The organism is Herbidospora mongoliensis (assembly GCF_001570545.1).
Lineage (GTDB): Bacteria > Actinomycetota > Actinomycetes > Streptosporangiales > Streptosporangiaceae > Herbidospora > Herbidospora mongoliensis.
Genome location: NZ_BBXD01000018.1, coordinates 44,904 through 67,048, shown reverse-complemented (window position 1 = coordinate 67,048; position 22,145 = coordinate 44,904). Strand labels below are relative to the sequence as shown.

Here is a 22,145-nt window from a genome sequence, read left to right as displayed (position 1 = left end):
CACCCAGATCGCCGGGATCTGGATCACCGTCGAACCCACCCGCCCCCAGGCCGAGTTCACCCAGAACGCCGAGCGGTCCGGGACCGCCGAAACGACGGCCGCCATCGATCGGCTCGCCTACGTCATCTACACCTCCGGTTCCACCGGCCGTCCCAAGGGCGTCGAGGTCACCCACCGCAACCTCGGGCGGCTCGTCACCGCCGACCGGGAGGCCTTCGGGTTCGGCCCCGACGACGTGTGGGCGATGTGTCACTCCCCCGCGTTCGACTTCTCCGTGTGGGAGATGTGGGGCGCGCTCGCCCACGGCGGGCGGCTCGTCGTCGTGCCACACGAGGTGGCCCGGGATCCCGAGGCGCTGGCCGCGCTGGTCGCCGCCGAGGGCGTCACCGTGCTCAACCAGACCCCGACCGCCTTCGCCGGACTCCAGGCCGTGATGCCCGAGCCGCCGCCCACGCTGCGGATGGTCGTGTTCGGCGGCGAGCGTCTGGACGCCGCCACGCTGCCGGACTGGCCCGGCGTCGAGCTGGTCAACATGTACGGCATCACCGAGACCACCGTCCACGTCACCCGCCGCCCGGTCACCCACGCGGACGAGGGCAGCCCGATCGGCCGCCCGTTGAACGACATGCGCACCTATGTCGTGGACGTCTTCGGCGACCTCGCCCCGCCCGGCGTGATCGGCGAGCTGTACGTCGGTGGCGCGGGAGTCGCCCGCGGCTACCTGGGCCGCCCGGCGCTGACCGCCGACCGGTTCGCCCCCGACCCGTACGTTCCGGGCGCGCGGGTCTACCGCTCCGGCGACCTCGCCCGGTGGACCGCCGGCGGCGAACTGCGGTTCGCGGGCCGGGCCGACCAGCAGGTGAAGATCCGCGGCTACCGGATCGAGCCCGGCGAGGTGCGGGCCGTCCTCACCGCCCACCCGGGCGTGGCCGACGCCGCCGTCATCGCCCGCGAGGACACCCCGGGCCACCGCCGCCTGGTCGCCTACGTGGTCCCGGGAGTGCCCGCGGCATCAAAGGCCGCGCCGGGGGCCGACACGGCCACGCCCGGCGAGCTGCGCGAACACCTGCGGAAACTGATGCCGCCGTACATGGTGCCCTCGGCGATCGAGATCGTGGCGGGGCTGCCGCTCACCCCTACCGGGAAGCTCGACGTCGCGGCGCTGCCGGCGCCCGGCGCGGCGCCTCGTGGAGCCGCCGAGCCGCCGGGGACCGTGGCCGAGCGGCGCATGGCCGCCGTGTGGGAGCAGGTGCTGGGCCAGGCCGGCATCGGGGTCCGCGACGACTTCTTCGAGCTGGGCGGCGACTCCGTCCGGGCGGTCGCGCTGGTCGGGGCGCTGCGCGCCGAGGGGTTCGACGTCGCGGTCAGGGACGTGTTCGAGGACAGGACCGTCGCCGCGCTCGCCGTGCGGGCCGCCGGGCGCGGCACCGCCACGCCGCACGTCTCGGTGCGACCCTTCGCGCTGATCGAACCGCACGAGCGGGATGCCCTGCCCGGGGGCGTCACCGACGCCTACCCCCTGTCGCGTATCCAGGCCGGCATGGTCTACGAGATGCTCGCCGACGCCGAGCGCGGCAACTATCACAACGTCACCAGCTTCAGCATCACCGACGACGCCCCCCTCGACGAGGCCGCCCTGCGGCGGGCCGCCGAGCTGCTCGTCGAGCGGCACGACGTGCTGCGCACCTCGATCGACCTGTCCGGCCGCGACCGGCCGATCCAGCGGGTGCACGCCGCCGCGACCATGCCCGTCCACGTCGGCGCGCTCGACGATGAGCGCGAGCTGGACGCCTTCCTCGCCGACGAGCGGGCGACGCCGTTCGACCTGCTGGTCCCCCCGCTGCTGCGCCTGGCGGCGCACCGCACCGGCCCGGACACGTGGCGGCTGTCGCTCACCGAGTGCCACGCCATCCTCGAAGGCTGGAGCTACCACTCGCTGCTGATGGACCTGCTCACCCTCTACCGCGCCCTCCGCGACGCGCGGGAGGTGCCGGCCTCCGACCCGCCGCCCGTCCGGTACGCCGACTTCGTCGCCGCCGAACTGGCCACCGTCGACGATCCCGGGACGGGCGCCTACTGGAAGGGCGTCGTCGACGGGCACGCCAAGCTCACCCTCCCGGCCGCCTGGCGCGAACCGGGGGGCGGGCGAGAACCGTACAAGATCCAGATTCCGCTGTTCGACCAGGACGCCGGGCTGCGGCGGCTGGCCTCGGCGGCGGGCGTGCCGCTGAAGAGTGTGCTGCTGGCGGCGCATCTGAAGGTTATGTCGGGGCTGACGCACGAACGCGCCTTCCACACCGGGCTGGTCTGCGACACCCGGCCCGAGGTGCTCGGCGCCGACCGGCTGGCCGGGATGTTCATCAACACGGTCCCGTTCCCGCACGCGCCGAACGCGGCGGACTGGCGCGGGCTGGCCCGCGAGGTGTTCGCGGCCGAGACCGCGATGTGGCCGCACCGGCGCTTCCCGCTGCCCGAGACGCAGCAGCGGTTCGCGGGTGGACGGCAGATCGTCGAGGTCTACTTCAACTACCTGGACTTCACCGTCGTCGACACCGACCTGGTCGACCTGGCGGGCAGCGTCGACGTCAGCCCGAACGAGTTCCCCCTGTCGGTCACCGTCCTCGGCGGCCTGCTGACCCTCACCTCCCGCCCCGAGGTGCTCGCCCACGACCAGGCCGGACGTCTCGCCGGCCGCTACAAGGCGGTCTTGGACGCGATGGCGTCCGACCCCTACGGCGACGCCCTGGCCGCCTACCTCGCCCCGGGCGAGCGCGACCGGCTGCTCCAGGGGCCGCCCGAGCTGCCCCGCCCGCCGGTCACCGTCCTGGAGGTGTTCGAGGAGACCGCCCGGCTGCTCCCCGGCGCGGAGGCCGTCACCACCTGGGACGGCCGCTCCCTCACCTACACCGACCTCGACGCCCGCGCCAACCGCGTCGCCCACGCGCTGCGCGCCCACGGGGCCGGGCCGGAGACCGTGGTGGGCCTGTGCCTGGAACGCGGCCCCGATCTGGTGGCCGGCATGCTCGGCGCGTGGAAGGCCGGGGCGGCCTACACGCCGCTGGAGCCCGCCCACCCGGCCGACCGCTGGGGCAACGTGCTCGCCGACGCCGCCGCCCTGGTCGTCCTCGCCGACCCGGAGCACGCCGCCGCCCTCGCCGGGGTCTGTGACGGCACGGTTCTCACGCCGGACGTGTGGGCCGACGCGCCGTCCACCCGGCCGCTGGTGAGGCCGGACCTCGACGGGCTGGCGTACATCATGTACACCTCCGGGTCGACCGGCCGCCCGAAGGGCGTGCTGATCGGGCACCGGGGCCTGGCCAACTACCTGTGGTGGGGGGTCGAGCGGTACGCCGCCCACGGCAACGGCGGAGCCCCGCTGTTCTCGTCGGTCGCCTTCGACATGGTGGTGCCGAACATCTTCGTCCCGCTCATGCTCGGTCAGCGGGTGCACCTGCTGCCGCCCCGGGTCGAGCCGGGCGAGCTGGGCGGACTGCTGGCCGACGGCGGACCGTACAGCTTCGTGAAGCTCACCCCCGGCCACGTGGAGCTGCTCACCCACCAGCTCGACCCCGACCGGGCGGCGGGGCTGACCGAACTGCTGGCCATCGGCGCGGACGCCTTCCCGACCGGCATCCTGGACCGCTGGCAGGCCATCGGCGGCGGCACCCGCACCCTCAACGAGTACGGCCCGACGGAGATCTCCGTCGCCAACAGCACCTACGCGATCGACGGCCCGGTGCCCGGTGAGGTGGTCCCGATCGGCGTCCCGATCCCGAACACCACCATGTACGTCCTGGACCGCCAGCTCGAACCGGTCGCCGTCGGCGTGGTGGGCGAGATCTACATCGGCGGGGCCGGGGTGGCCCGGGGCTACAACGCGATGCCCGGCCGCACCGCAGAACGGTTCGTCCCCGACCCCTACGGCACTCCCGGTGATCGCCTCTACCGGACGGGCGACCTCGCGTCGGTACGGGAGAACGGCGACGTCGACTTCCTCGGCCGGGCGGACGACCAGATCAAGATCCGCGGCTACCGCATCGAGCCGGGCGAGGTCCAGGCCGTGCTGACCGCCCACCCGGGCGTGCACGAGGCGATCGTGCTGGCCAGGGACGAACGCCTGGTCGCCTACTGGGTGCCCGCCGAGGCCGGGACCCAAGAGGCCGAGCTGCTCGCCTGGTGCCGGGACAGGCTGCCCGACTATCTCGTCCCGGCTCACGCCATCGCCATCTCGGCCGTTCCGCTGAACGCCAACGGCAAGGTCGACCGCAAGGCGCTCCCTGAGCCGGGCGCGGCCGGGGAGCGGGTCTCCGTCGCGCCGCGTACCGACGTCGAACGCCGGGTCGCCGAGGTGTGGGCGGGGCTGCTCGGGAGGGAGCCGGGGGCCACCGATGACTTCTTCGCCCTCGGGGGCCACTCGATCATGGTGGTCCGGATGGTCACCCGGCTGCGGGAGGCGTTCGGGGTCGCGCTGCCGATGCGCGCGGTCTTCGACCGGCCGACCGTCGAGGCCGTCGCCCGCCTGGTGTCCGAGGCGGTGTCCGATTCCGCGTCCGATTCCGCGTCCGATTCCGCGTCCGAGACCACCGGACCGCAGCCGATCCCCACCCTCCACCGCAGCGGCCCGGTGCCGCTCTCACCGGCGCAGCGCCGACTGTGGTTGCTCGACCGGCTCAACCCGGGCAGCCCTGAGTACCTGGTCCCGATGGCCATCCGGCTGCGCGGCGGTCTCGACCAGGGAAGGGTCCGCGACGCCTGGGAGCGGCTGGTCGCGCGGCACGAGATCCTCCGCACCCGGTACGCCGTCGTCGACGGCGAGCCCCGCCAGACCGTCGACCCGGCGGGCCCGATCGACCTCACGGTCACCGCCGAGCCGGAGGAAGCCGCGCTGCGGACCGCCCTGGCCGCCGCCCGGCAGCCGTTCGACCTGGCGGCGGAGTGGCCGATCCGGGTCCGGCTGATCGAACTCGGCGCCGACGACCACCTGATGGTCGCGGTCCTCCACCACATCGCCTGCGACGGCTGGTCCACCGGCGTGCTCCAGCGCGAGTTCGCCGCCTTCTACGCGGGCGACGACCCCGGTCCCGACCCGGTCCAGTACGCCGACTACACCGCCTGGCAGGACGGCCAGGCCACCGAGCTCGACTACTGGCGCGAGCGGCTGGCCGGGCTGGAGACGCTGCCGCTCGCCACCGACCGGCCGCGCCCCGCCGTCCGCGACTGGGCCGGCGACGCGGTCACCTTCGACGTGCCGGACGACGTGGCCGACGGGCTGCGAGCGGTCGCCCGCGCGCACGGCACCACGATGTTCGTCACCACCCTGGCCGCCGCCCAGATGTTCCTGGCGCGCCAGACCGGGGCCCGCGACGTCCCGCTCGGCACCCCCGTGGCCGGGCGGGACCACCCCGACCTCGCCGGGATGGTCGGCTGCACGGTCAACACCCTCGTCGTCCGGGGCGACCTGCGCGGCGACCCGGCGTTCACCGACGTGCTGCGAAGCGCGCGGGAGACGGTCGCCGGGGCGCTGGCCCACCAGGACGTGCCGTTCGAGACGCTCGTCGAGGAGCTGTCCCCCGATCGCGACCTGTCCAGGAACCCGCTGTTCGACGTGATGTTCGCGCTGGACCACGTCGATCGCCCCGAAGGGGAGCCGGTCGTCCTGGACGGCGGCGTCGCCAAGTTCGACCTGACCCTGCACCTCGATGACCACGGCGACACCCTGACCGGCCTGCTGGAGTTCGCCACCGCCCTGTTCGACCGGATCACCGCCGAACGGCTGGCCACCCGCTTCCTCCAGGCCCTGGGCGAGATCGCCACGAACCCGTCGATCCGGCTGTCCCGCCTGGCGATCCCGATCGCCCCGGCCGGACTCCGGAAAGCCGCGCCGACTGACGCCATCCCATGGGAGACCACCCCGGACGCGATCGCCGAGAAGGTCGCCGCCACCCCCGACGCGGTGGCCGTCATCGCGCCGGACGGCACCACGCTCACCTATGCGGAGCTCGACCGGATGGCCCGCCGCGTCGCGGGACGACTTCAGGCCGAGGGCGCGGGCCCCGAACAGGTCGTCGGCGTCTGCCTCGGGCGCGGGCCGGCACTGCTGGCCGCGCTGCTCGGCGTCTGGTACGCCGGGGCCGCCTACCTGCCGCTCGACCCCGGATGGCCGCCGCTGCGCCGCGCCGCGCTCCTGGCGGACATCGGCGTCACCATCGTGCTCGACGACCACGTCGACGAGGGCCCGGAGATCGACCCGGTCCCCGTCGACCCCGACACCCTCGCCTACGTCATCGCCACGTCGGGCTCGACCGGCCGCCCCAAGGGCGTGGCGGTCTCCCACCGATCGCTGGCCGCCTACCTGCGCGACGCCGCCGCCCGCTACGACGCCGCCGCCGGTTCGGCCGTGCTCACCTCGCCCGCCTACGACCTGGCCGTCACCACGTTGTTCGGCCCGCTGGTGGCGGGCGGCCGGGTGAGGATGCTCCCGGCCGACCTGGACGTCGCCTCCCTGGGCAGGCTGCTCGCCCAAGGCGGCCCCTACGGCTTCGTCAAGCTGACCCCCGGCCACCTGGAGGCGATCCTCAGCTCCCCGTCCGGCGAACGGCCGCAAGCCGGACACGTCGTCGTCGGCGGCGAGACGCTTCCCGCCGCGCTGGCCGCCCGCTGGCCCGACGCCGTGATCGTCAACGAATACGGCCCCACCGAGGCCACCGTCGCCTGCACCGTCCACGTCGCCTGCACCGAGGAAGGCCCGCGCGTGCCGATCGGCAAGACGATCGCCGGAGCGTCGGTCAGGGTGCTCGACCCCTGGCTGGACCCCTGCGCCCCCGGAACGCCGGGCGAGGTCATGATCGGCGGCCCCGGCGTGGCGCGCGGCTACTGGGCCCGCCCGGGGCTCACCGCCGAACGGTTCGTCCCCGACCCCTACGGCCCGCCGGGCGCGCGGATGTACCGGACCGGCGACCTCGGCCGTGTCCTCGACTCGGGCGACCTCGACCTCATCGGCCGCACCGACGACCAGGTCAAGATCCGCGGTCACCGGGTCGAGCCGGGGGAGGTCGCGGCGGTCCTGGCGGAGCATCCCTCGGTCGCCGAAGCGATCGTGGTCGCCCGCGAAGGCCGGTTGGTGGGTTATGCCGTACCGGCGGAGACGACCCTCGACGAGGACGGGCTCATCGGCTGGCTCAGGGAACGGCTGCCCGCCCCGCTCGTGCCCTGGCGGGTCGTGCCGATCGCCGCCGTCCCGCTCACCCACAGCGGCAAAGCCGACCTGAGGGCGCTGCCCGCGCCCGCGGCCGCCGCGACCCGCACTCCGCCGGGCACCGCCGCCGAGCGGCTGCTGGCCCAGGTCTGGACCGACCTGCTCGGCACCGCCGAGTTCGGTGTGCACGACGACTTCTTCCGGCTCGGCGGCCACTCGATTCTCGCGGTGCGGCTGCTGGCCCGCGTCCAGGAGGTCTTCGAGGTCGAACTGGCCTTCCGGACCGTGTTCGAACACCCCTCCGTCGCCGGGCTGGCCCGTGCGGTGGAGGAGGCGATCCGCGCCGAGGTCGCCGGGCTCTCCGACGCCGAGGTAGCGGCCGAGGCGCAGCGGCAGAAAGGCAGTTCAGCATGACCGACGCCATCCGTGAGGAACTGATCCAGGCCCGGCTCGCGGGCGGCACGACCGGCCGCCGCCAGACGATCCCGCGCGTGCCGCGCGGCGGGCCGCTGCCGCTGTCATTCGGGCAGCGCCGCCTGTGGGTGCTCGACCGGCTCGACCACGGGGGCGGCGAATACCTGGTGCCGACCGTGATGCGGATGCCCGAGTCACTGGACCCGGAGGTGGTCCGCGCCGCCTGGCAGGCGCTCGCCGACCGGCACGAGGCCCTGCGGACCCGGTACGTCCTGGTCGACCAGGAGCCGATGCAGGTCGTGGACGAATCGGGCGAGCTCGACTTCGAACTGCGCGACCTGACCGAGGAGCAGGCGCTGGCCTGGTCGGAGGAGGCGTCCCGCACGCCGTTCGCGCTTGACCGCGACTGGCCGGTGCGGGTCCGGCTCGCCCATCTGAGCGAGGGCGGCTACCTGCTGGTCATCGTGCTGCACCACATCGCCTGCGACGCCTGGTCGAACGGCGTCCTCGGCGAGGAGTTCGGCCTGCTCTACTCGGCCATCGGCGAGGGTGTCCCCGCCACGCTGCCCGACCTGCCGATCCAGTACGCCGACTTCGCCGTCTGGCAGCGCGACCGCCTGACCGGTGACCTGCGCGAGCAGATCCTCGGCTACTGGCGCGACCGCCTCCACGGTCTGCCCCGGCTGCGGCTGCCGCTCGACCGGCCCCGCCCGGCGCTGCGCGGCGGCACCGGGGGGACCGTCCCGTTCCGGGTGGGCGCCGAGACCGCCGACCGGCTGCGGGTGCTGGGCAAGGAGCACGACGCCACTCTCTACATGGTGCTGCTGGCCGCCTTCCAGGGGCTGCTGGGCCGCCACTGCGCGACCCGCGACGTCGTCGTCGGTACGGTGGTGTGCGGCCGGACCCGGCCCGAGGTCGACCACATGGTCGGTTTCATGGTCAACACCCTGGTCGTGCGGACCCGCTGGAGGCCCGACGCCGACTTCCACACCCTGGTCGACCTGACCAGGGAGGCGGTGCTCGGCTCGCTCGACAACCAGGACCTGCCGTTCGAGCAGCTGGTCGAGGAGCTCCAGCCGGAGCGCGATCCATCCAGGATGCCGCTGTTCGACGTGATGTTCGGCTCGCAGACCGACGACTCGCTGCGCGTCGGCCTGGACGAACTGGACGCCACCCAGGTCGTCCCGGACTCCCCCATGGCCAAGTTCGATCTCAGCGGCTACGTCGAGGACGTCGCCGACGGCTCGCTGCTGGGCCGCCTGGAGTTCGCCACCGAGATCTTCGACCGGCCGACGATCGACGCCATGGCCGAGCGGTACGTCCGGCTGCTCGACCTGGTCGCCGCCGACCCCACGGCGGTCGTGTCGCTGGCCCCGATCTTCGGCCCGGACGAGGTCTCCACCCTCGAAGTCGCCGCCGAGCCGCCCGACCTGCTGGTGCCCGACGCGATCGTGGCGCAGGCCCGCCTCACCCCCGACGCCACGGCGGTGACCTTTCCCGGCGGGCGGTTGACGTACACGGAACTGATCGAGCGCGCCCACGGGGTGGCGGGCCGGCTGCGCGCCGAAGGAGCCGGGCCGGAGAGCGTGGTCGGGGTCAACCTGGGCCGCCACGAGAACCTGATGCCGGCGCTGCTCGGCTGCTGGCTGGCCGGGGCGGCCTACCTGCCGATGGATCCCGTCTTCCCGGTGGAGCGGCGGCGGCTGATGCTGGCCGACGCGGGCGCGGAAGTGGTGCTCTGCGAACCGGTCACCGACGATCTCTCCGGTACGCCCGGCCTGACGGTCGTCGACGTGCCCGGCCTGGGCGCCGGGCCCGAGGTCGAACCGGTCACGCACGACCCCGACGGCCTCGCCTACGTCATCTACACCTCCGGCTCCACCGGCCGCCCCAAGGGCGTGATGATCAAGCACGACGCGGTGGCCGAATACGTGAAGCACTCGGCGAGCTACCACCAGGGCGAGGGCGGGGTGCCGCTGTTCCTGTCGGTCGCCTTCGACATCTCCGTGCCGGGCCTGTGGCCGGCGCTGACCAACGGACGGCACGTCGCGATGGTGCCCGACGACGTCGACCTGGCCGACCTCGGCCGCGCCCTGTCGGACTGCGGCCCGCACGCCTTCATCGACCTCACCCCCTCCCACCTGGAACTCCTCACTCACCAGCTCAGCCCGCAGGAGGCCGCCCGCCTGAGCGGCCGGTACGTCCTGGGCGGCCAGGCCCTCCCCTACGCCCGCATCCGCGCCTGGCGCGAACTCGACCCCGACACCCCGGTCGTCAACGAGTACGGCCCCACCGAGGCCACCGTCGGCTGCCTGCGCCAGGCCGTCACGGTGCTGGGCCCCGACGTCGAGACGGTCCCCATCGGCACCCCCCTCCCGGGCATCACCGCCTCGGTCGTGGACGAGGAACTCCAGCCGGTGCCGCCGGGCGTCGAGGGCGAACTGGTCATCGCCGGCGGGCACCTGGCGCGCGGCTACCTGGGCCGCCCCGCCCTGACCGCCGAGCGGTTCGTGCCCGCCCCCGGCGGCGGACGTCTCTACCGGACCGGGGACCTGGCCGCCCTCACCGACGGTGTGCTGGAGTTCCGGGGGCGTGTGGACGACCAGGTCAAGATCCGGGGCCATCGCATCGAACCGGGCGAGATCGCCGCCGTCCTGCGCGAGCACCCGCTGGTCAGAGACGCCGTCGTGGTCGCCCGCGACCAGCGGCTCCTCGCCTACACCACCGGGGAGGCCGCCTTCGACACCCTGCTCGCGCACTGCCGGTCCCGGCTGCCCGAGTACATGGTCCCCTCGGCCTTCGTCACGCTGGAGACGATCCCGCTCACCCCGCACGGCAAGGTCGACACCGCCAAGCTGCCGGTGCCCGACCCGGCGGCGGGTCCGGCGTCCCGGCCGCCGGAGACCGAGACCGAGCAGGTGATCGCCGAACTGTGGGCGGAGGTCCTGGGCGGCGCGGAGCCCGGCGCGCACGACGACTTCTTCGCCTCCGGCGGCGACTCGATCAGCGCCATCCGGATGATCGGCGGACTGCGCGACAGCTTCGAGGTCGACTTCCCGTTCCGCGTCTTCTTCGCCGGCCCCACCGTCGCCGCGCTGGCGGAGGAGGTCGAGGCGGCCGTACGCGCCGAGATCGACCGCATGACCCACGACGAACTGCACGCGGAACTCGCCCGCGAGGAGCCGTCATGACCGTCGACGGGGACCTGCGCGAGGAGCTCATCAGGCGGCGGCTGGCCGGCAACCGGCGCCGCCGCCAGGGCATCCCCACGGCCGACCGCTCGGCGCCGCTGCCGCTGTCGTTCGGCCAGCGGCGGCTGTGGCTGCTGCACCAGTTCGACCCGGCCAGCCCCGAATACCTCGTGCCGATGGCGATGCGCCTGCGCGGCGACCTCTCCCCCGTCGCGGTCGCCCAGGCCTGGGACGCCATGGTCGCCCGCCACGAGATCCTGCGCACCCGCTACGTCGACGACACCCAGGTCATCGACCCCGCAGGACCGCTGGAGGTGCGCACGGCCGACCTGTCGGCGCTGCCGGAGGACGAGCGCCTGCCCGCCGCCATGGAGATCTTCGAACGCGAGGCCGGGACCCCGTTCGCCCTCGACCGCGACTGGCCGCTACGCGTCTGGCTGGTCACCCTGGGCCCCGACGACCACGTGATGATCACCGTCTACCACCACATCGCCTTCGACGGCTGGTCACTGGGCGTCATCGACACCGAATGGCCCGCCCTCTACCTGGGCTACGCCCTCGGCGAGCCCGACCCGGCCTCGGGACTGCCCGACCTGCCGATCCAGTACGCCGACTACGCCGCCTGGCAGCGCGACCGCCTGACCGAAGGCGGGGCGCTCGACCGCGACCTGACCTACTGGCACGACCGCCTGACCGGCCTGCGCCCCCTCGACCTGCCGACCGACCGCCCGCGCCCCGCCGTGCGCGACTGGGCCGGCGCCAAGATCGAGTTCGACGTGCCGCCCTGGCTGGCCGAACGCCTGCGCAAGGTCGGCCGCGACCACCAGGCGACCCTGTTCATGGTCCTGCTGACCGCCTTCCAGACCCTCCTGTCCCGGCTGACCGGCCGCCGGGACATCGCCATCGGCACCCCCGTCGCCGGACGCACCCTCCCCGAGCTGGCCCGCGTCATCGGCTTCACTGTGAACACCCTGGTCATCAGGGGGACGTGGCGCGGCGACCCTGCCTTCCGCGACCTGCTGGCCGAGACCCGAGCTTCCGTCCTGGACGCCCTGGACCACCAGGAGGTCCCCTTCGAGCGCCTGGTCGACGACCTGGAACCCGGCCGCGACATGTCCCGGCACCCCCTGTTCCAGGTGATGTTCGGCCTGCACAACGAGGAGTCCGGCTCGGGCGACTACGGCATCCTGACCGCCGAGACGCTGCTGACCGAGGGCGCCGTCGCCAAATTCGACCTCAACCTCCACTTCGAGGAGACCGCGCACGGCGGCCTGGCGGGAGTCCTCGACTACGCGACCGCCCTGTTCGACCACACCACCGCCGAGCGCCTCGTCGACCACCTGAACCGCGTCCTGACCGAGGTCGCCACCGACCCGTCCCGCCCGGTCTCCGCGATCACCCACACCCCGGCGACGGTCCCGCCCCTCGCGGAATCGCCTGACCCCACACCGATCCCGGCCCGAATTCTTCGGTACGCCCTCGCGCACCCCCAGTCGATCGCGATCACCACCGAAGGGGGTTCGCTGTCCTACGCGGCCCTCGTGACGAAGGCCGAAGGGCTGGCCGCCCGGCTGCGCGCGGAGGGCATCGGCCCGGAGGACCGGGTGGCGGTCTGCCTTCCCCGGGGACCTGACCTCGTCCCGGCCCTGCTGGGCGTCTGGCTCGCGGGCGCCGCCTATGTCCCGCTGGACCCGGGGCATCCGGATACCCGCCTGAACATGATCGTCACCGACGCGGGTGCCCGCCTGATGATCACCGATGCCGACCTGGCCGCTCGCTTCGCGGATTTCCCGATGCTTGTACTCGACACAGCGGGCAGCACCGAACACGAGCCGGACATCCTTGCGAGCCGCCCGGCCCAGTTGGTTGACGACCTGACCGCCATGGATCAAGTCCTCTTCCCGGGCGACCCGGGCCTTGCGGGTGAAGGCTCAACGTCTGCTGTGAACACCCCGTCGCAGGTGGTGCTGAGCGGAACGGGAGCGCGCCCGGCGCCCCAGGACTTGTGGGTGACGTCCGGCGCGGAGCCCGGTGACGCCTCGCGCGGGGCCGACCCAGTCGCCGATTCCAGCGTCCCACGTGCCGTCGTCGATCTCGACTCCTCGGCCTACGTGATCTACACCTCCGGTTCCACCGGTGCGCCCAAAGGCGTCGTCGTCACGCATCGGAACGCGGCCCGTCTGCCGACCGTCACCGAGGGATCGTTCGGGTTCACAGCCGATGACGTGTGGACCTGTTGCCACTCCGCCGCGTTCGACTTCTCCGTGTGGGAGATCTGGGGCGCGCTCGCGACCGGGGGCCGGGTCGTCGTCGTGCCCTCCGATGTGGCGCGGGCCCCCGACGAGCTGCTGGACCTGCTGGTCGCGGAGCGGGTGACCGTGCTCAGCCAGACGCCGTCGGCGTTCGGCGGGCTCGTGGCGGCGGCCGGGCGGGACGACCGCCGGCTCGCCGATCTGGCGCTCCGCCTGGTGGTCTTCGGTGGCGAACGCCTCGGCACCGCCGCCCTCGCACCGTGGTTCGCCCGGTTCGGGACCGGCGGCCCCCGGCTGGTCAACATGTACGGCATCACCGAGACCACCGTGCACGTCACCGCCCACGACGTCACCGGGGTCGAGGAGGGCGAGGGCAGCCGGGTGGGCCTGCCGCTGGCCGACCTGAGCGCGGTCGTCGTCGACGCCTACGGCGACCCGGCCCCGCCCGGTGTAGCCGGTGACCTGCACGTCGGCGGCGCGGGCGTCGCCCGTGGCTACCTGGGCCGACCGGGCCTGACCGCTGAGCGGTTCGTGCCCGACCCGTATGGGCCGCCCGGTTCCCGCCGCTACCGATCCGGCGACCGTGCGCGCACCCGTGTCGACGGCACCCTGGAGTTCCTCGGTCGCGTCGACGACCAGCTCGCGTTACGCGGTCACCGCATCGAGCCCGGCGAGGTCGAGGCCGCGCTGACCCGCCACCCGGCTGTCGCCGGGGCCGCCGTGGCCGTTCACGAGGCCAGGCTGATCGCCTATGTCGTGCTGCGAGCCTCCGCGGCTCCGCAAGCCGACGCCTCGCGGAACGACGTCGGTGACCTGCGCGGACACTGCGCGCGGTCACTGCCCCCGTACATGATCCCGGCTCTTTTCCTCGTCGTGCCCGAGCTGCCGCTGACGCCGAACGGGAAGGTCGACCGGCGGGCCCTGCCCGCGCCGGAGACGTCGGAACCGGAGAAGGCGGGCGCGCCGCGTACCAGGACCGAGGCTCTGATGCTGGCCGCCTGGACCCGCGCCCTCGGACGTGGCGGTGTCGACGAGGACTTCTTCGAGGCGGGCGGCGACTCCCTGCGCGCGGTCGCCGTCATCGGTGAGCTGCGGGCCGCCGGGTTCGACGTGAGCGTCCGCGACCTGTTCGAACGCCGGACCGTCGCCCGGCTCGCCGCCCTGGCCGACAAGCGTCCCGCCGCCGAGCAGCAGCCGCCGGTGGCCCCGTTCGCGCTGCTGCTTCCCGAGGACGCGGCCCGTCTGCCGGAGGGCGTCACCGACGCCTACCCGCTGTCGCAGATCCAGGCCGGCATGGTCTACCAGTCGATCCTCTACCCGGACCGGCAGTACTACCACGACGTGGTCAGCTTCTCCGTCCACGACCGCCCCTTCGACGAACCCGCGCTCCGCGCCGCGGCGGAGGCGGCGACCGCCCGGCACGAGAACCTCCGCACCTCGGTCCACCTGGCGGGATACTCGCTCCCGCTCCAGCTCGTGCACGCGGCGGCGACCCTGCCGATCGAGGTGGAGGACCTGCGCGCCCTGCCCGAGAAGGCCCGCGCGGCGGCCGTCGAGGCCCGCCTCACGAAGGAGCGCGAGACCCGCTTCGACCTGCCGGCCGCGCCGCTGATGCGTCTGGCGGTCCAGGTCGAGTCCGACGACCGCTGGCGGCTGTGGATGACCCTCCACCACGTCATCGTCGAAGGCTGGAGCCACCACCAGCTGCTGATGGAGCTCCTCACGGGTGAGGGAAGCACCGAGCAGGTGGCCGTCCGGCACGCCGACTTCGTCGCCGCCGAACTGGCCGCCATCGACTCGGTCGAGGACCAGGCCCACTGGGCCGGCGTGCTGGCGGACCACCGCCGCTGGGACATCCCCGACGCCTGGGGCGACCCCGCCGCCGACGGCGAGGTCGACCAGATCCACGTCGACCTGCTCGGCGCGTATGAGGGACTGCTCCGGCTGGCCGCCACCGCCCAAGTGCCGCTGAAGAGCGTACTGCTCGCGGCCCACCTCAAGGTGCTGGCCGGGTGCACCCCCGACACCGCCTTCCACACGGGCCTGCTGTGCGACGCCCGCCCGGAGGCCGCCGGGGCCGACCGCGTCCACGGCATGTTCCTGAACATGGTCCCCTTCCCCTTCGCGCTGAAGGGCGGGACATGGCGGGACCTGGTCCGCGAGGTCTTCGCCACCGAGGTCGCACTGTGGCCGCACCGGCGCTTCCCGCTGCCGGAGATGGCCCGCCGCTGGGGCGACGGCCGGGAACTGCTGCCGGTGTTCTTCAACTACCTCGACTTCCACATGGTGGACGCCGAGGTCGTGGACCTGGGAGAGAGCGTCGGAGAGGTCCCCAACGAGTTCCCGCTGATGGTCACCACCTCCAACGGCGTCCTCACCCTGACCACCCACCGCCGCTCCCTGAGCCGCCACCACGCCACCCACCTGGCCGACGCCTACCGAGCCGTCATCACCGCCATGGCCGACGACCCTGAAGGCGACACCCTCATCCCGTGCTTCACCGCCGAAGCGACCCAGAGCACGCCGCCGGAATCGCGGGGCTCCGTGCCCAATTCGATCCTCGCGCAGGTCCTCCGGACCCCCGATGCCGTGGCGGTCTCGGTCGCTGAGGGAGGGACCGAGACCGTCACCTATACCGCGCTGCACGAACGGGCGCGGCGCGTGGCCGGGCTGCTCGCGGCGGCGGGCGCCGGGCCGGAGAAGGTCGTCGGGGTACGGCTCGGGCGGGGACCTGACCTCGTGGCCGCGCTGCTCGGCGTCTGGTACACCGGAGCCGCCTACCTCCCCATCGACCCTGCGTGGCCGGCCCGACGAGTTTCGGATGTCCTGACCGACGCGGGAGCCGTCGCCCTCCTCGGCGATCTCCCCACCCCAGACGTCCTGCCTGACGCGGGAGCCGTCGCCGTCATCGGCGATTCCCCCACCCTGGACGACCTGTCTGATGCGGGAGCCGTGGGCCCTCTCGGAGAGTCCCCCACCTGGGGCGACCTGTCTGACGCGGGAGCCGTGGCCCCTCTCCCCGCTTGGGACAACCTGTCGGAAGCATCGACGGTGTTTTCCACGTCGACCTGGGGCCGGGCGCAGCCGATCGATCCGGTGGAGGTAGACCTCGACAGTCTCGCCTATGTGATCTTCACTTCGGGCTCCACGGGGCGGCCGAAGGGGGTGGAGGTCAGCCACCGCAACCTATCCGGATATATCCGGACAGCGGCCGCGAAGGGCTCGGCCCCGCTGATCTCGTCGCCCGCCTACGACATGGCGGTCACCGCTCTCTTCGTCCCCCTCGTCACCGGTGAGCGCGTGCACATCCTGCCCGATCGCCCGGAGGACCTCGGCAAGCTCCTCGCCGACGGCGCCCCCTACGGGTTCGTCAAGCTCACCCCCTCCCACCTGGAGATCCTCGCCACCACCCCGCAGCAGCCCACCACGTGGCTGATCGGCGGCGAAACCCTCACGACCGCCCTGGCCCGCCGCTGGCTGGCCGCCGCGCCGGGCTCGGTGCTCGTCAACGAGTACGGCCCCACCGAGGCCACCGTCGCCTGCGCCGTCCACACCGCCATCAACCCGGAAGAGCTGGGCGACGGCGAGCGTGTCCCGATCGGGCGGGCGATGCCGGGCGCGACCGTCCGCGTGGTCGACCGCTGGTTCCACGCCGCGCCTCAGGGCGTGCCCGGCGAGGTCGTCATCGGTGGCGGCGGGGTCGCCCGGGGGTATCGGGGGCGTCCGGCGCTGACCGCCGAACGGTTCGTCCCGGACCCGGACGGGCCTCCCGGCTCCCGGATGTATCGGACGGGTGACCTGGGGCGGGTCCTGGAATCGGGTGACCTCGATCTGATCGGGCGGACCGACGACCAGGTCAAGATCCGGGGACACCGCGTCGAACCCGGTGAGACCGCCGCGGTCCTGGCGGCCCACCCTGCCGTCCGTGCCGCCGTCGCCGTCCCCGTGGACGGTCACCTCGTGGCCTACGCGGTGTCTGCCTCACCGGCCACGACACCGAGACGGCCGGGCGGGTGGGCGGAAGCCGTAAAAGAACCCCATTTTGAACAGACATCGCACGCCGCACAGAGCACGGAAGCGGACCAGGAAGAGGGCACGTCTGTCGCGCGGGAAGCGAGCGCCGGACGCGAGGAGGAGCTGCTCGCCTGGTTGCGGGAGCGTCTGCCCGCCCCTCAGATCCCGTGGCGGGTCGTCATGATCGACGCCATCCCCGTCACCCCCGGTGGCAAGCTCGACCGGGCCGCGCTCCCCTCGCCCACTCCGCCGGCCCGCATCCACACCGTCTCCCCGGAGACCCCCACCGAACACGCCCTGGCCGCCATCTGGCGGATGATCTTCAAGCGGGACGTCAGCACCGGCGACGACTTCTTCGACCTGGGCGGACACTCCCTGCTCATGCTCCGCGCCGTGGGCCTGGCCAGCGAGCAGAACGTCGGGCTCCGCGCCGCCGACATCCTCGAACTGCGCACGCTCCGCGCCATCGCCGCCCGCGTCGACAGCCGGGTCGACAGCCGAATCGACACCGCCACGAGCCCGCTGTTCCCGCTGAACAAGGCCGAGGGCCGACCGATCATCGCGATCCACCCCGCAGGCGGGAGTTCCCACTGGTATCTGCCGCTCGCCGAGCGCCTCAAGGTCCCCGTCACGGCGCTGGCCGTCCCGGACCTGGAACGGGCGGCCGACATCGCGGCGCTCAGTGACCACTACCTGCGGCATCTCCCGGCCGGGAGCCTGCGGCTGTTCGCCTGGTCCTCCGGCAGCGTCATCGCCTGGGAGCTGGCCCGCCGCCTCACCGCCCAGGGACGGCCCCCGGAGCGGCTCACGCTCGCCGACCCGATGACCGACATCCCGGGCAGCCACGTCGGCGCGGAGACCTTCGACGAGCTGGAGCGCCTGCTGGCCGACCCCGGCACGAACCGGCTGGCCCGGGGGCTGACCGGCTACCGGGCGCAGCGGCTGCTCAACGATCTCGGCATCGCCGCCGGGCGCGACGACCTGGCCGCGCTCGCCGAGGAGATCCGGCTGTGGCGGACCCTCGACGCCGCCACCGCCGCCTACCGGTTCACGCCGCTGCCGATCAAGGTCCGGCTGGTCGCCAGCGACGACGCCGCGAGCGGGCAGCACAGCGTGACCGGTCACCTGCCCTACTCCGACTATCTGACCCGCTGGCGTGAGCTCGCGCTGCGCGGGCTCACCGTCACCCGGCTCGGCAGCAGCCACCGGGGACTGTTCCATCCGCCCTACGTCGACACGCTCGCCCGTGTCACCAGTGAGGTGAACCATGACGACCGCTGACGCCGCACTGGCGACCCGGCCGCGCAACCTGCTCACCCTCGGCGACCTCCCGCCCGCCGACCTGGACCACCTCGTGGCGCGTGGCGCCGTGATGGCCGAGCGGGTCGCGGCGGGCGATCCGGAGCTGGCCGGGGTGCTGCGCGGTCGGGTCGCGGGGATCTACTTCACCCGCACCTCCACCCGGACCCGGACCGCCTTCTCCAGCGCGGCCCTGCGCCTGGGGTCGGGCCTGATCTCCTACGGGCCCGGCGACCTCCAGGTCAACACCGGTGAGACGATCGCCGACACCGGCCGGGTGCTCAGCGGCATGCTCGACCTGCTGGTCGTGCGGACCGCGGGGCCGGTGGCCGAGATGGCGGCGCTGGCCGCCCACCCGCGCATGGCGGTGGTGAACGCGATGAGCGCCGAGGAGCACCCCACGCAGGCGCTGGCCGACCTCACCACGCTCCAGCGCCACTTCGGCCGGGTCGACGGGCTCCGCGTGCTGTATGTGGGTGAGGGCAACAACACCGCGACCGCGCTGACCCTGGCGCTGAACCGCTACCCGGCTGCCGAGCTCCACCTGCGGACCCCGCCCGGATACGGCCTGCCCCCCGGTTTCCCCCACGTCAATGAGCGCCACGACATGGACGACCTGCCCGCCGACGTGGACGTCGTCTACACCACCCGCTGGCAGACCACCGGCACCACCAAACCCGACCCGGACTGGCGAGACGTCTTCGCCCCGTTCCGCGTCGACGACGACCTGCTGGCCCGCTGGCCGGACGCGATCTTCCTGCACGACCTGCCCGCCCACCGCGGCGAGGAGGTCACCGCGAGCGTCCTGGACGGCCCCCGCAGCCTCGCCTTCGCCCAGGCGGAGAACAAGCTCTACAGCGCGATGGCCGTCCTGGAATGGGCGGGCGGTGCGCGGTGGTGACGACCCCCAGCCTCGACACGCAGGCCACCCGGGTCACCGTGCGCGGCGACCGGCTCCTGGCCGACATCACCCGCCTGGCCGCGATCGGCGGACGCCTCGACGGCGGCGTCGACCGCGTGGCCGGATCGGCCGCCGACCTGGCCGCCCGCGACTGGCTCGGCGCCCGCATCGCCGAAGCGGGCTGCGTCACCTGGCGCGACCCCACCGGCAACATCTTCGGCCGGGCCCCCGGCGGACGCGACCCCTGGCTGCTGGCCGGCTCCCACACCGACACCGTCCCGGGCGGCGGCCGGCTCGACGGCGCCTACGGGGTGCTCGCCGCGCTGGAGACGCTGCGCGCCCTGCACGAGAGCGGCCACCCGGCGGCCCGCTGCCTGGAGATCGTCAGCTTCTGGGACGAAGAAGGCGCCGCCCCCACGAGCACCGGCGGCCTGACCGGGTCGACCGCGTTCTGCGCGAGCGACCACGTCAAACGGGTCGCCGCGTTCCTCGAACCGCACATCGAACAGGGCCCCCGCATGGAGGCGGCCGGCTTCGACCTGGCCGTCGTGGACGGCATCGTCGGCATCGACCGCCACACGGTCGTGGTCACCGGCGAGACCAACCACGCCGGCACCACCCCGACCGACCGCCGGGCCGACGCCGGCCGGGCCGCCGCCCGCATCCTCATCGCCGTCCGCGACGTGGCCGCCGAGGCCGACCCCTCGATGGTCGCCAACGTCGGCTGCGTGGAGGTGCTCCCGGGGGCGCCCAACGTCGTCCCCGGAGAGGCCCGCCTGGTGGTGGAGTTCCGCGCCGCCACCCGCGCGGCCCTGGACCTCGCCGCCGCACGGCTGGCGGCCCGCGCCGAGGAGGCCGCCCGCGAGGAACGCTGCACGGCGGCCGTGACCCCGCTGTCGAGCAAACCCGAGTCCCGCTTCGACCCCGCCCTGCGGGACCTGCTGGGCCGGACCTGCGCGGACCTCGGTGTCCCGACGACAAGCATGGTGAGCTTCGCCGGCCACGACGCCGGCGTCCTGAGCAGGCACGTCCCCACCGCGATGCTGTTCGTGCCCAGCACCGGGGGCGTCAGCCACGCCCCGGCCGAGCACACCCCCGACCGTCAGCTCGTGCTGGGCTGCCAAGCCCTGCTCGACACGGTGGTCGCCTGGTACCAGACGAGAGGAGAGCGGCAATGACCGCCGTACGGGTCAGAGGTTTGCAGAAGCGATACGGCAAGACCACCGCGGTGGACGGGATCGACCTGGACATCCAGCGGGGCGAGGTCTTCGGCCTGCTCGGCCCCAACGGGGCCGGCAAGACCACCACCGTCGAGATCCTGGAGGGCTACCGCGACCGCGACGGCGGCGAGGTCGAGGTCCTGGGCGTCGACCCCGGCCGCGCCCACAACTCCTGGCGCGACCGCATCGGCGTCGTCTGGCAGAGCACCGCCGACGCCCCCGAGCTCAGCGTCGCCGAGATCACCCGCAACTTCGCCCAGTACTACCAGCACCCCCGCGACCCCGAGCAGGTCATCGACCAGGTCGGCCTCACCGAACACGCCGGCAAGAAGGTCTACCACCTGTCCGGCGGCCAGCGCCGCCGCCTCGACGTCGCCCTGGGCATCATCGGCGACCCGGAACTCCTGTTCCTGGACGAACCCACCACCGGCCTGGACCCCGAGGCCCGCCGCAAGTTCGCCGACCTCATCCTGGGCCTGGCCCAGGAGGGCACCACGATCCTGCTGACCAGCCACTACCTCGACGAGGTCGAGACCCTCGCCGACCGCCTCGCCGTCATCGCCCGCGGCGTCATCGTCGCCGAAGGCACCCCCAAAACCCTCGGCGGACGCGCCACCGCCGTCAGCACCGTCCAGTGGATCGGCGAGGACGGTCTCCAGACCCTCGACACCGCCACCCCCGCCAAGGCCGTCGCCGACCTGTACGCCGCCCACGGCGAGATCACCGGCCTCACCGTCAGCCGCCCCACCCTCGAAGACGTCTACATCAAGTTGATCGGAGCCGAGAATGAGTGAGCCCGCCACCCTGACCGCGGCACAGCCGTCGAGCAGCCGGCCGCCCGCGCGGATGCCCCGGGTGGAACCGGCCCGCGCCCTTCGCCTCGGCCTCGTCCGCACCGCCCTGGAAACGCGGATGTTCTTCCGCGAACGCGACCAGATCGCCTTCGTCTTCTCCATCGCCGTGGTGATGCTGATCATCCTCGCGTCGATCTTCACCACCCGCTACAACGGCCTCGACGTCACCGTCTCCCAGGTGTACGCCGCCGGCCTCATCGGCACCGGCATCATGGCCGTCAGCTTCCAGAACCTCGGCATCGCCATCGCCGTCGAACGCGACCTGGGCGGCCTGCGCCGCCTGGCCGCCACCCCGATGCCGCCCAGCGCCTACTTCATCGGCAAGGTCGGCAGCGTCTTCGTGGTGGCGGTCATCCAGATCGCCATCCTGCTCGGCATCGGCGTCGCCTTCTACGACCTCGATCTCCCCTCCACGATCGGCACCTGGTTCACCTTCACCTGGGTGTTCGTCCTGGGCCTGGCCGCCATGACCATGCTCGGCATCGCCGCCAGCAGCGTCCCCCGCTCCGCCCGCAGCGCCACCGCCGTCATCACCCTGCCGTTCGTGGTGCTCCAGTTCATCTCCGGCGCCTTCATCCCGCACACCGACGTCCCCGACTGGCTGCTGAACGCCTCCGGGATCTTCCCGCTCAAGTGGCTCTGCCAGGGCATGCGCTCGGTCTTCCTCGGCCCCGAGGCCGCCGTCCTGGAAGTCACCGGCAGCTACGAACTGGGCAAGGTCGCGCTGGTCCTCGCGGCCTGGATGATCGGCGGCCTCGCGTTGTGCCTGCTCACCTTCCGCTGGCGCGACAACCACACCAAGTGA

The 22,145-nt window shown here is 73.2% G+C and carries 7 protein-coding genes (1 of these 7 only partly in view); all 7 read left to right on the top strand.

The window, feature by feature from the left end; genetic code table 11:
• Tightly spaced (each overlapping or abutting the next), the 7 genes in view from AW272_RS26550 to AW272_RS26520 form a layout consistent with a single transcriptional unit that may run on beyond the window.
• Window positions 1-7,609, top strand: the 3' portion of a protein-coding gene (locus AW272_RS26550; RefSeq protein ID WP_066370576.1) for a non-ribosomal peptide synthetase. It extends 1,973 nt beyond the left edge of the window; the window shows 7,609 of its 9,582 coding nt (coding positions 1,974-9,582); its start codon lies beyond the left edge, outside the window; the stop codon is at window positions 7,607-7,609.
• Window positions 7,606-10,800 (top strand): non-ribosomal peptide synthetase, encoded by a 3,195-nt coding sequence (locus tag AW272_RS26545; protein WP_066370574.1) that lies wholly within the window; start codon window positions 7,606-7,608, stop codon window positions 10,798-10,800. Before AW272_RS26550 ends, AW272_RS26545 begins: the two co-directional genes overlap by 4 nt.
• On the top strand, window positions 10,797-18,347 hold the full coding sequence (locus tag AW272_RS26540; protein WP_066370569.1) for a non-ribosomal peptide synthetase: 7,551 nt from the start codon (window positions 10,797-10,799) through the stop codon (window positions 18,345-18,347). Before AW272_RS26545 ends, AW272_RS26540 begins: the two co-directional genes overlap by 4 nt.
• Window positions 18,334-19,266 carry an ornithine carbamoyltransferase gene (locus AW272_RS26535; protein ID WP_083958703.1) on the top strand — a complete coding sequence of 311 codons (933 nt, stop codon included), beginning with the start codon at window positions 18,334-18,336 and terminating at the stop codon, window positions 19,264-19,266. The genes AW272_RS26540 and AW272_RS26535 overlap by 14 nt, the downstream gene beginning before the upstream one ends.
• Complete coding sequence (locus AW272_RS26530) at window positions 19,263-20,444, top strand: Zn-dependent hydrolase (protein WP_218011082.1); 1,182 nt, start codon at window positions 19,263-19,265, stop codon at window positions 20,442-20,444. The genes AW272_RS26535 and AW272_RS26530 overlap by 4 nt, the downstream gene beginning before the upstream one ends.
• Window positions 20,441-21,280: an ABC transporter ATP-binding protein gene (locus tag AW272_RS26525; RefSeq protein WP_066370565.1), complete on the top strand. Its 840-nt coding sequence runs from the start codon at window positions 20,441-20,443 to the stop codon at window positions 21,278-21,280. The genes AW272_RS26530 and AW272_RS26525 overlap by 4 nt, the downstream gene beginning before the upstream one ends.
• The gene (locus tag AW272_RS26520; protein WP_083958701.1) at window positions 21,273-22,145 is read left to right on the top strand and encodes an ABC transporter permease; all 873 of its coding nucleotides are present in this window, start codon (window positions 21,273-21,275) and stop codon (window positions 22,143-22,145) included. The genes AW272_RS26525 and AW272_RS26520 overlap by 8 nt, the downstream gene beginning before the upstream one ends.